This window comes from Segniliparus sp. (genome assembly GCF_051660745.1).
Classification (GTDB): domain Bacteria; phylum Actinomycetota; class Actinomycetes; order Mycobacteriales; family Mycobacteriaceae; genus Segniliparus.
Window position 1 is genome coordinate 55995 of sequence record NZ_JBOFQF010000009.1, and the last position, 10457, is coordinate 66451.

Here is a 10457-nt window from a genome sequence, read left to right on the forward strand (position 1 = left end):
GCCTCCGCGAGAGTCCCCGGCTTAGAGGGTCTCGCCGCTTTCGACCAGCGCTTTCAGCGAGGTCATCGCGTCGATGGTCTGACCGGGCAGCTGGCGCTTGACCATCGGCGTGACGAGCTTGCCGAACCCCTTGGTCTCGATCGTGACGGTGTGGGTCAGCGAGGCGCGGTCCTCGGCCGAGGGCGCCGCGACGAAGTCCACGGTCACGTCCATCATCTTGTCCGTGTAGGACATCGTCAGCTGCCGCCCGGGGACCAGCGCGACGATCGAGCCCTCCATGACGCCTGCGCGCCCGCCGTCCTTGTAGTGGTAGCGCAGCCGCGTGCCGACCGCGTTCGGGCCTTGGTCGAGTTTGTCGATCTGGGTGCACCGCTTGAGCCACAGCGGCGTCTTCGCCATGTCGTCGAGCACCGCGAAAACACGCTCGGCAGGGGCGTGGACCTCAAGGGTGTGGCTGTAGCTGGGCACGGGAAGTCTCCTCAAAAGAGCGGTCAAGCATCACGATCATGGTGATCTTAACCCGGAGCGGAGATCGGGGCGAGCCGTGCCGAGAGCTGCTTGCCCGGCGGCGGGGGTCGGACGAAGGTAGCCTGGGCGGTGTCGATCGCGGAAGGAGCTTTGAGTGAAACGGATCGGAGTGCTCACCGGCGGCGGTGACTGCCCTGGCCTGAACGCGGTGATCCGCGCCGTGGTGCGGACCTCGGTCGGGCGCTACCGCAGCACGGTTCTCGGCTTCCAAGACGGATGGCGGGGCCTTTTGGAGGACCGCCGGGTGAAACTCGACGACCTCGACAAGATCGACCGGATCTTGACGCGCGGCGGCACGATCCTCGGCACCGCCAGGGTGAACCCGGACAAGCTGCGCGCCGGCCTGGACCGGATCAAGCAGACCCTGGACGACAACGGCATCGACGTGCTCATCCCCATCGGCGGGGAGGGGACGCTCACCGCCGCGAGCTGGCTGGCGGACTCCGGAGTCCCCGTGGTCGGCGTGCCGAAGACCATCGACAACGACATCGACTGCACGGATGTCACGTTCGGCTTCGACACCGCGCTGGCCATCGCGACAGACGCGATCGACCGGCTGCACACCACCGCCGAGTCCCATCAGCGGGTGATGCTCGTGGAGGTCATGGGCCGCCACGCCGGGTGGATCGCGCTGCACGCCGGGCTCGCCTCGGGCGCGCATCTCACGCTCATCCCCGAAGTGCCGTTCGACGTGGACGAAGTCTGCACGATGGTCAAGAAGCGCTTCCAGCGCGGCGACTCGCACTTCATCGTGGTGGTGGCCGAAGGAGCCTCCCCCGACCCGCAGTCGATGACCCTGGCGGAGGGCGGGATCGACGAGTTCGGCCACAAGATCTTCACCGGAGTCTCCCGGCAGCTCGGCGCGGAGATCGAGCGGCGGATCGGCAAAGAAGTGCGAGTCACGGTGCTCGGGCATATCCAGCGCGGCGGAACGCCCACGCCGTACGACCGGGTGCTCGCCACCCGGTTCGGCCTGCACGCCGCCGAGGCCGCGCACAACGGCGGCGAGGGGAACATGGTGGCCCTGCACGGCACGAAGATCGACCTCGTGCCGTTGTCCGAGGCGACCCGTCAGCTCAAGCGCGTGCCGGTCGACCGGTACGAGGAGGCGAAGGCCTTCTTCGGCTGAGGACGGCTTCAACTGCTGCCGAGCGGGTCCCGCTGACGCGCGGCGGCTGCGCCCTCTCGCTCGATGAACGAGGTCAGCTCGCCGATCGCGGTCATGAGCGGGGCGGGGAAGACCACCGTGGTGTTCTTGTCCACCCCGAGCTCGATCAAGGTCTGCAAATTCCGCAGCTGGAGGGCGATGGGGTGGGCCATCATGGTGTCGGAGGCCTGCCCGAGCGCGGTGGCCGCGAGCGCCTCGCCCTCGGCGGCGATGATCTTGGCGCGTTTCTCGCGCTCTGCCTCGGCCTGGCGGGCCATGGCCCGCTGCATGCTGTCGGGCAGTTGGATGTCTTTGAGCTCGACCACGGCGACCTCGACGCCCCACTCCAATGTCGTCGTGTCGAGGATCTCGCGGATGTTCGCGTTGATGATGTCGGTTTCGGCGAGGATTTCGTCGAGGACGTGCTGGCCGACGACTTTGCGCAGGGTGGTCTGGGCGATCTGGTTGATCGCGGCGGCCACGTTCTCGATGGCGACGACCGATTTCACCGCGTCGATGATCCGGAAGTAGGCGACTGCGGAGATGTCGACGCTCACGTTGTCGCGGGTGATGATGCCCTGGGACTGGATGGGCATGGTGACGATCCGCAGCGACACTTTGTGGAGCCGGTCGACGACGGGGACGATCAGGTTCAGCCCGGGGTCGCGGACGCCGACGACCCTGCCGAGCCGGAAGAGCACGCCCCGCTCGTACTGGGTGACCACTTTGACGGCGAGCATCAGCGCGATGACCCCGAAGAAGACGAGCATTGTGGCGGTGAGGACGAGCGCGTGCATGAGGACTCCTTGCGCCGACCGAAAACGATCACACACCCGTCAGAGACGAGGCGCTCGCGCGCGGCGCCGCTGGCTGATTCCACTGTACATTTTTTCGGGCCGCCGGGTTCGGCGCGGAAGCCGGGCCGAGCGGCCGCGTCAGCCCAGCCAGTCGAGGACGGCGGCGGCGGTCCAGGACTGCTGCATGCTGCCGAGCGCCTCGCCCGTGTGCGGCTCGTAGTACTCGGCGAACTTGCCGTCCGCGACCAGGCGCAGCGCCTCGTCTTTGAGCTGCGCGGCGCGCTCGGGCCAGCCCCTGCGCGCGAAGGCGAACGAGAAGATCCAGGTGATGACCGGCCACACGGGGCCGCGCCAGTACTCCTTCGGGCGGAAGTCCTTCGAGACCGGAGAGGTGGACGGCGGCAGGGCGTAGAGCAGGTCCGGGTGCCCGCACCAGCGCGATCCTTCGAAAAGTCGCGCGAGGGCCAGCTCTTGCGGACGGTCGAGGCCGCCGCAGATGAGCGGGGCGAAGACAGCCAGGGTGTCCGTGACGATCCGTTTCCCGGTCTTGAGGTCGAAGTCGCACGCGGCTCCCGAGCGGTGGTGCGCCGTGGAGGCGACGCCCGCGCGAAACCGCTCGGCCCAGGAACGCAGCTCCCGTACGTCCGCATGGGGTTTCGCGTAGTCCTCGCCGATATAGGCCAGCATGTCGCACGCCATGGCGAACAAGGCCGAGAAGAAGACGTCCTGCACCTGGAAGTCCATGACGGACGGCAGTTTGGCGTCGTCGTAGCCGACAGACTTCATCTGCTCCACCAGCCACAGGTACCGGTCGTACTCAGCATTGCTGGGGCGTTGGCTGGGATCGCCGACGACCGAGATGTCCTCCCGCACGTACCCCGGCATCTGCCCCGGCACGACGTTCGCGTACGCCCCGTCCCACCGGGGCGAGTTGTCCATCCCCGACTCCCAGCCGTGGTAGAGCGTGATGAGCCCGTGCTCGCCCTGGTCCCTCGCAGTGGCGAGCCACCGGTGCCAGCGCATGAGGTCCGGCCAGCGGCGGTCGAGGAATTCCTCGGCGACGGTCCGCACGGTCTTGCCCCGGTGGCGGGAGTGGTCCAGGACGCGCTGCACCGCGATGGCGTGCACCGGCGGCTGGGTGATCCCCGAGGTCTCCGGCTTCTTCGGGGCCGCCTGCGCGAGCCTCGCAGTCTCCCAGCGCTCCGGTCCGGGGAAATAGCCGGTGGCCCCCGGCGCGAAGACGATATGCGGGATCATCCCGGTCGACCATTGCGCGGAGAGGAGCGTGTCCAGCTCGCGCACGGCGCGCTCGACGCTGAGCGAGGCGAGGCCTGCGGCGACGATCGCGGCGTCCCAGCTCCACATGTGCGGGTAGAGCTTCGGCGCCGCCGTGGTCATGGCGCCGAGGTCGTTTCCCTTGAGGAGGTACGCCGCCCTCGCGGCGAGCTGCGTTCGGGAGAAAGGACGGCGGATCATCCGAACCATTCTGCGGGAAATCCGCGCGTTCGGCAGGATTTGGGGACGTTAGACTGTCCCGATGACTGTTGCTGCCGCTGATTTGCTGGACTACGACGAGGTCCTGGAGCGTTTCGACCCGGTTCTGGGCCTGGAGGTCCACGTCGAGCTCAACACCGCCACGAAGATGTTCTGCGGCTGCCGCGTGGTGTTCGGGGCGCCGCCGAACACGCAGGTGTGCCCGACCTGCCTGGGGCTGCCGGGCGCGCTGCCGTCGCTCAACGAGAAGGCCCTCGAATCCGCCGTGCGGATCGGGCTGTCCCTCGGCTGCTCGATCCGGCCATGGGGCCGTTTCGCCCGGAAGAACTACTTCTACCCGGACATGCCGAAGAACTACCAGATCTCGCAGTACGACGAGCCGATCGCGGAGAACGGCGAGCTCGCGGTGACGCTTGAGGACGGGACGGTGTTCGTCGTCGGGATCGAGCGGGCGCATATGGAGGAGGACACCGGCAAGCTCACCCACATCGGCAGCGCGGACGGCCGGATCGGCGGAGCCGACCAGTCGCTCGTGGACTTCAACCGGGCGGGCACGCCGCTCATCGAGATCGTCACCAAGCCCATCGTCGGGACCGGCGAGCGCGCCCCGGAGATCGCCCGCGCGTACGTCACGGCGCTGCGCGACCTGCTCGGCGCGCTCGGAGTCTCCGACGTGCGGATGGAACAGGGGTCGCTGCGCTGCGACGCGAACGTCTCGCTCATGCCCAAAGGCGCGGAGGTGTTCGGGACGCGGACCGAGACGAAGAACGTGAACTCGCTGCGCAGCGTGGAGACCGCTGTGCGCCACGAGATGCGCAGGCAGGCGGCGGTGCTCGTCCGTGGCGGGGAGATCCTGCAGGAGACCAGGCACTACCAGGACGACGGCACGACCAAATCGGGGCGCATCAAGGAGACCGCCGCCGACTACCGCTACTTCCCGGAGCCCGACCTCGTGCCGGTGGCCCCGGACGCGGCCTGGGTGGAGAGCCTGAAGGCGACGCTGCCCGAGCCGCCCGCGAAGCGCCGGGCGCGGCTGCAGGCGGAATGGGGCTTCACCGACGAGGTGATGCGCGACGTCGTGAACGCGGGCGCCGTCGAGCTGCTCATCCAGACCGTCGAGGCGGGCGCGGGGGCCGACGCGGCGCGCGGCGTGTGGCTCTCCCAGCTATCCAGGGTCGCGAACGAGCGGGGCGTCGCGCTCGCCGAGCTGCCGATCGCCCCGGTCCAGGTGGCGAAGACGCTGGCATTGGTCGCGTCGGGGGAGCTGACCAGCAAGATGGCCTCGCAAGTGGTCGACGGCGTGCTCGCGGGCGAGGGGGAGCCCGAGGAGGTCGTCGCGAAGCGGGGCTTGAAGGTCGTGCGGGACGACGGCGCGCTCCAGGCCGCCGTCGATGCGGTGCTCGCGCAGTTCCCCGCCGAGGCGGAGGCGATCCGCGAGGGCAGGCAGCAGGCCATCGGCCCGGTCATGGGCGCGGTGATGAAGGCGATGAAGGGCCAGGCGGACGGCAAGACGGTGCGGGAGCTCATCATCAAGACCTGCGGGGCCCTCTAGGCCATTCCGCGCCCGCCGCCGCCGGCGTTTCGTGTTTCGTATAACATCGATGTCGTTGTTGTAACGCACGACACGATTCCGAAGGGCGATGGACTATGGACGAGGCGACGCTGCTCGAACCCGGCGCGATCGATATCGCGTTCGTCGAGCGAAGCGGTTTGAAGGTCGTGGCTGCCCAGCGGGGGAGGGTGCGGTGCCTCATGCCCTTCCGGGGGAACGAGAACCACATCGGGACCATGTATGCGGGGGCGCTTTTCACATTGGCGGAGCTGCCGGGGGGCTTGCTCTATCTGACCTCGTTCGACACGACGAAGTTCTTTCCCATCGCCAAAGAGGTGAACATCCGCTTCCGCAGGCCTGCCGTTGGCGATGTGACAGTGGAGGTCGAGCTGTCCGAGGAGTCCATCGCCGCGATCACGGCCGAGACCGTGGCGCAGGGCAAGGCGGACTACGTCCTCGAAGGCGAGCTCAAGGCCGAGGACGGCACGGTGGTCGCGATCAGCCGGGGCGTCTACCAGCTCCGCGCCATCGGCTGAGCGCGCGTCAGTCGTCCTTCGGCTTCGGCGGCTCGCCGAAGCCGGGGACCCCGCCCTTGCCGCCTCCGCCGCCGCCTGCGCTGCAGACCACGCGGTCGTCGACGTTCTCGTCCGGCCTGCCGCCAGGGGCTTGGTTGACCGTCCCGAAGCAGAGCATGCCCGCCGCCGAGGCGGCGACATCGCCGAGCACGCCGTATTTGCCGTCCACGGCGACCACGGGCTCGGCGGGCAGGCCGCTGGCCCCGGTGGGCATGGCGAGCGTGAAGAGCTTGTCGTGCGCCGCGACGAACGCGACCATCTTTTTGACCGCGCACCCGGACACGCCCGGACGCTCCGGCCAGCTCCAGACGAGCTGCGGCGAGCTCGCTCCCTTGGGGATGCGGAGCAGCTCGTCTTTGACCGGGCTGCGGTTGGTGTACCAGAGCGTGGAGTCGGGGTCGTCGACGTCGAAGCAGAGCGCCCCGCCCGAGCCGAGGCCGCTCACGATCACTTTCGTCGCGGCGTTCCCGTCGCCGCCGAGCTGGTCGGGCTCGATCCGGAGGATCTTGCCCGCGAGCGAGCCCGGGTCCTGTGCCGCGGCCTCGTCGCCCGCGCTGCTGGTGAGCACGTAGAGCGCGCCGCCGGGGCCGAACTGGATCGATCCGTAGTTCCCGTCGGCTGTGTGCGGGATGCCGGTGAGGACGTCTTTCGCGCCGCTCTCTTTCGTCAGGCGCACCACGCGGTTGTCGGACCCGGTCGAGATGTAGGCGAAGATCGCGCCGTCGGTGGCGAAGTTCGGCGAGAGCGCGAGGTCCATGAGCCCGCCGTCGCCAGCCGCGTTCACGTCCACATGCGTGAGCAGGGCGGCCTTCTGGCTCGGGCCGCGCTTCGCCAGCAGGATGTTCCCCGTGCTCCGCTCGGCGACGAGGGCGGCATCGGCCCCCGGGATCGGCGCGATCCCGCCAGTGATCTTGATGCAGGTGGCGATGACGGCCGGGTCGAGGTCCACGCATGGGCCGGGCTTGCGGTCGTCCGGGCCCTGCTGGTCCTGGTTCGGCGGAGGCTGCTGCGGGTCGGCTGGCGGCTTCTTGCCGCCGCCGAGCGCTCCTTGGAACGCGTCTTGGAACGGCGAGTTGTTGAGGTGCTCGAAATCGGCGCAGCCGGTGAGGAGGGTGAAAGCGCAGGCGAAGGCCGCCGAAGCGGCGAAAGCGCGGAATCTCATCAGGAGGGCAGCCTCCGCACGGCTCCTTGGTCTGCGGATGTGGCCATCGCCGCGTATGCCCGCAGCGCGGCGGTCACCGGGCGGTGGCGGTCCTTCGGGGTCCACGGGCGCTCCGAGGCCTCCATCTTGGCGCGGCGCTCGGCGAGCACCTCGTCGGGGACGAGCAGCTCGAGCGCGCGGGAAGCCACGTCGATCCTGATCTGGTCGCCGCTCTCGACAAGGCCGATCAACCCGCGGGAAGCGGCCTCGGGCGAGACGTGGCCGATCGAGAGGCCGGACGTGCCCCCGGAGAACCGTCCGTCGGTGATGAGCGCGCAGAGCTTGCCGAGGCCCATGCCTTTGAGGAACGACGTCGGGTGGAGCATCTCTTGCATGCCGGGCCCTCCTGCGGGGCCCTCGTAGCGCACGACGACGACGTCGCCGGGTTTGATCTTTTTCCCGAGGATGGCGGAGACGGCCTCCTCCTGGGACTCCACCACCACGGCGGGCCCTTGGAAGGAGAACAGGTCTTCGTCGATGCCCGCGGTCTTGAGGATCGCGCCGTCTTGGGCGAGATTGCCCCGCAGCACCACGAGCCCGCCCTCTTTGGTGTAGGCGTGCTCGACGTCGCGGATACAGCCGCCCTCGGCGTCGAGGTCCAGGCTCGACCAGCGGTTCTCGGTGGAGAAGGGCTCGGTGGTCCGCACCCCGCCCGGCGCTGCGTGGAAGAGCTCGACGGCCTCGGCGGAGGCTTTGCCGGAGCGGACGTCCCAGGTGTCGAGCCACGCGGCGAACGAGGGGGAGTGCACCGTGCGCACGTCCTCGTGCAAGAGCCCGCCCCGGCGCAGCTCGCCGAGGATCGCGGGGATGCCGCCCGCCCGGTGCACGTCCTCCATGTGGTAGTCGGAGTTCGGGGAGACCTTGGAGAGGCAGGGCACACGACGGCTGATCGCGTCGATGTCCGCGAGGACGAACGGGACTTCGCCCTCGTTCGCGGCGGCGAGGATGTGCAGCACCGTGTTCGTGGAGCCGCCCATGGCGACGTCGAGCGCCATCGCGTTCGCGAAGGCCTTCGGGGTGGCGATGTTGCGGGGCAGGACCGAGTCGTCGTCCTCGTGGTACCAGCGTTTGGCTATGTCCACGACGACCGAGCCCGCCCGCTGGAACAGCGCGCGCCGGGCGGCGTGGGTGGCCAAGGTCGAGCCGTTGCCGGGCAGGGAGAGCCCGAGGGCTTCGGTGAGGCAGTTCATCGAGTTCGCGGTGAACATGCCCGAGCAGGAGCCGCAGGTGGGACAGGCGCTGCGCTCGACCTCGTCGAGCCCCTCTTCGGAGACGGTCTCGCTCGCGCTCGCCGCGATGGCGGTGATGAGGTCGGTCGGGGCTTGGGCCACGCCGTCGACCACCACTGCCTTGCCCGCCTCCATCGGCCCGCCGGAGACGAAGACGGTCGGGATGTTCAGGCGCATCGCGGCGTTGAGCATGCCGGGGGTGATCTTGTCGCAGTTCGAGATGCAGACCAGGGCGTCGGCGGTGTGCGCGTTCACCATGTACTCCACCGAGTCCGCGATGAGCTCGCGGCTGGGCAGGGAGTAGAGCATGCCGCCGTGCCCCATGGCGATGCCGTCGTCCACCGCGATGGTGTGGAACTCCCTCGCGACGCCGCCCGCCTCGCGGACCGCCTCGGCGACGATCTCTCCGACGTCCTTCAGGTGCACGTGCCCGGGGACGAACTGTGTGTAGGAGTTCGCGATGGCGACGATGGGCTTGCCGAAATCGGAATCGGTGAGACCGGTGGCGCGCCAGAGCGATCGCGCTCCGGCCGCCGCGCGGCCGATGGTGGTCGTTCTAGATCGAAGTGGCGGCATCTCCCTAGTTTACCCGTTCCTCGGGCCTTGTCCGCGTGCCTCCCCGAGGGCCGCCCGCCTGTCAAGCGATGTGATGGAGATCTCATGCGAAAGCAGAAATATCATGGGATGACTTGATGTTGGAACTGGCAGCTGCGAAACGCAGACCAGGCCCCCGGCGCGAGCGCCACGGCGGGCCGCGAGGAGACGAAGGAGAAGACCATGGACAAGGTTATGAAGACAATCGCGAAAGCCGCCTCTGTCGCCGCGTTCGGGATGTTCGTGCTGACTCCGGCGATGGCGAGCGCCGCGCCTGCCGCGCAGTCGGTGGTCGTCGCGCACATGGCCGATTCGAGCAGCGGCGACAGCCACGGGCACAACAGCAACCAATTGCCGCAGCCTCGGGTCTCGAACGACCAGAGCCAAGTGCATTTGCTGCCGCCCGCAAGCCAGCGCTGAGGCAGGCGGGAAGGCGACGGAAGAAAGCCTTGCCCGCTGCGGCGATCCGTGGACGAAGGCCGTTGGAGCGTTATCGAATTGAGACATACAGAGGGAAGGCCTCGGGAATGACGGGCCTTTTTCTCGTGTTGTATTCCGCAGGATCGGACGAAAGGGGCTCCGGGCCGGTCCGGGTGTGAAGAGTGGAAATTCGCAAGCGGACGAAAACGAAACGGAGAAGATCATGAGCGGTGTTGTGAAGGCGATTGCGCGAACGGCTCCTGTCGCGGCGTTGATGGTGTTCGGCCTGGCCCCGGCGATGGCGAATGCCGCGCCAGTCGCGCAGCAAGCGGTCGTTTGGCATATGGCCGACGCGGGCAGCGCGGGCAGTGGCGACAGCCACGGGCACAACAACAACCAGGACCAGCAGAAAAATATGAACAACCAAAACGGGATTCCGATCTTGCGCCCCGGAACTCGGCACTAAAGCCGATGGGGCGCGTGCGATATTGCGAGCGGCATGATCGGCGGCTCGCAATATCTCTTTTGAGAAAAACTGAACAAAAATTGAACAAAAAATAAGCAAAAGGCGCATTTCGGGCGACTCTCCCGAATCTGCGAGATCGATTCGGTCTACTTGACCCATTTAGCGAGGAGTAAGTCACCATGGCTTTGGCTTTCAAATTTGTTTCGGCGGCGGCGCTGGGCGCTTTCGCGCTTGCCCCGGTCTTCGCGGTCGCGGCTTCTGCTTCGCCTGCCCCGCAGGCCATCGGCCCCGTGCACGCGAGCGGCGACAACAACGGCGGCGGGTCCGGCAGCGGCAACGGCTCCGACTCCTCGGGCGGCAACGCGGGCTCGGCGGGCTCCGGCGACAGCCACGGCCACAACTCGTAGCCTCGAACGGCTTGGTCTCGGGCCGGGGCGACACCTGTCGCCCCGGC

General features: G+C 68.2%; 11 protein-coding genes. 6 read left to right on the forward strand and 5 right to left on the reverse strand.

The features are described from left to right. Positions 1-21: 21 nt before the first annotated feature. Complete coding sequence (locus tag ACRC20_RS03390; protein WP_438684934.1) at positions 22-468, reverse strand: SRPBCC family protein; 447 nt, start codon at positions 466-468, stop codon at positions 22-24. A gap of 154 nt (positions 469-622) precedes the next feature. Here ACRC20_RS03390 and ACRC20_RS03395 point away from each other — a divergent pair, with 154 nt between their 5' ends. Continuing rightward, positions 623-1657, forward strand: a complete 1035-nt coding sequence (locus ACRC20_RS03395) for an ATP-dependent 6-phosphofructokinase (protein ID WP_438684935.1) — start codon at positions 623-625, stop codon at positions 1655-1657. A gap of 8 nt (positions 1658-1665) precedes the next feature. Here ACRC20_RS03395 and ACRC20_RS03400 read toward each other — a convergent pair whose 3' ends face one another. Together ACRC20_RS03400 and ggh are read right to left on the reverse strand one after the other, a co-directional pair. Beyond that, complete coding sequence (locus tag ACRC20_RS03400; RefSeq protein WP_438684944.1) at positions 1666-2445, reverse strand: slipin family protein; 780 nt, start codon at positions 2443-2445, stop codon at positions 1666-1668. A 165-nt stretch (positions 2446-2610) separates the two neighbouring features. Further along, a complete protein-coding gene (ggh, locus tag ACRC20_RS03405) occupies positions 2611-3948 on the reverse strand; it encodes a glucosylglycerate hydrolase (protein ID WP_438684936.1) in 1338 nt (445 codons plus the stop codon). A 61-nt stretch (positions 3949-4009) separates the two neighbouring features. On the opposite strand from ggh, the gene gatB reads away from it, so the two are divergent. Together gatB and ACRC20_RS03415 are read left to right on the forward strand one after the other, a co-directional pair. Beyond that, positions 4010-5518 carry an Asp-tRNA(Asn)/Glu-tRNA(Gln) amidotransferase subunit GatB gene (gatB, locus tag ACRC20_RS03410; RefSeq protein ID WP_438684937.1) on the forward strand — a complete coding sequence of 503 codons (1509 nt, stop codon included), beginning with the start codon at positions 4010-4012 and terminating at the stop codon, positions 5516-5518. Positions 5519-5613: 95 nt separating this feature from the next. Beyond that, positions 5614-6054 carry a PaaI family thioesterase gene (locus tag ACRC20_RS03415; RefSeq protein ID WP_438684938.1) on the forward strand — a complete coding sequence of 147 codons (441 nt, stop codon included), beginning with the start codon at positions 5614-5616 and terminating at the stop codon, positions 6052-6054. Between the two features lie 7 nt (positions 6055-6061). Here the strand turns inward: ACRC20_RS03415 and ACRC20_RS03420 are convergent, their stop codons facing one another. Together ACRC20_RS03420 and ilvD are read right to left on the reverse strand one after the other, a co-directional pair. Continuing rightward, entirely contained in the window at positions 6062-7255 is a 1194-nt protein-coding gene (locus ACRC20_RS03420) for a PQQ-dependent sugar dehydrogenase (protein ID WP_438684939.1), read from the reverse strand. After that, on the reverse strand, positions 7255-9099 hold the full coding sequence (gene ilvD, locus ACRC20_RS03425) for a dihydroxy-acid dehydratase (RefSeq protein WP_438684940.1): 1845 nt from the start codon (positions 9097-9099) through the stop codon (positions 7255-7257). Before ilvD ends, ACRC20_RS03420 begins: the two co-directional genes overlap by 1 nt. A 201-nt stretch (positions 9100-9300) precedes the next feature. On the opposite strand from ilvD, the gene ACRC20_RS03430 reads away from it, so the two are divergent. The 3 genes from ACRC20_RS03430 to ACRC20_RS03440 all read left to right on the forward strand — a co-directional run bounded on the left by ACRC20_RS03430 (position 9301) and on the right by ACRC20_RS03440 (position 10410). Then, positions 9301-9537, forward strand: a complete 237-nt coding sequence (locus tag ACRC20_RS03430) for a hypothetical protein (protein ID WP_438684941.1) — start codon at positions 9301-9303, stop codon at positions 9535-9537. Between the two features lie 223 nt (positions 9538-9760). Next, entirely contained in the window at positions 9761-10003 is a 243-nt protein-coding gene (locus ACRC20_RS03435) for a hypothetical protein (RefSeq protein ID WP_438684942.1), read from the forward strand. Positions 10004-10182: 179 nt separating this feature from the next. Beyond that, positions 10183-10410, forward strand: coding sequence for a hypothetical protein (locus ACRC20_RS03440; RefSeq protein WP_438684943.1), 228 nt, complete (start codon positions 10183-10185; stop codon positions 10408-10410). The last annotated feature ends 47 nt before the right edge of the window (positions 10411-10457 follow it).

Coding starts and splice junctions, on each gene's coding strand:
- ACRC20_RS03420 (WP_438684939.1), bottom strand. CDS start 7,255: ATGAGATTCCGCGCTTTCGCCGCTTCGGCGGCCTTCGCCTGCGCTTTC.
- ilvD (WP_438684940.1), bottom strand. CDS start 9,099: ATGCCGCCACTTCGATCTAGAACGACCACCATCGGCCGCGCGGCGGCC.
- ACRC20_RS03415 (WP_438684938.1), top strand. CDS start 5,614: ATGGACGAGGCGACGCTGCTCGAACCCGGCGCGATCGATATCGCGTTC.
- ACRC20_RS03430 (WP_438684941.1), top strand. CDS start 9,301: ATGGACAAGGTTATGAAGACAATCGCGAAAGCCGCCTCTGTCGCCGCG.
- ACRC20_RS03440 (WP_438684943.1), top strand. CDS start 10,183: ATGGCTTTGGCTTTCAAATTTGTTTCGGCGGCGGCGCTGGGCGCTTTC.
- ACRC20_RS03435 (WP_438684942.1), top strand. CDS start 9,761: ATGAGCGGTGTTGTGAAGGCGATTGCGCGAACGGCTCCTGTCGCGGCG.
- ACRC20_RS03400 (WP_438684944.1), bottom strand. CDS start 2,445: ATGCTCGTCTTCTTCGGGGTCATCGCGCTGATGCTCGCCGTCAAAGTG.
- ggh (WP_438684936.1), bottom strand. CDS start 3,948: ATGATCCGCCGTCCTTTCTCCCGAACGCAGCTCGCCGCGAGGGCGGCG.
- gatB (WP_438684937.1), top strand. CDS start 4,010: ATGACTGTTGCTGCCGCTGATTTGCTGGACTACGACGAGGTCCTGGAG.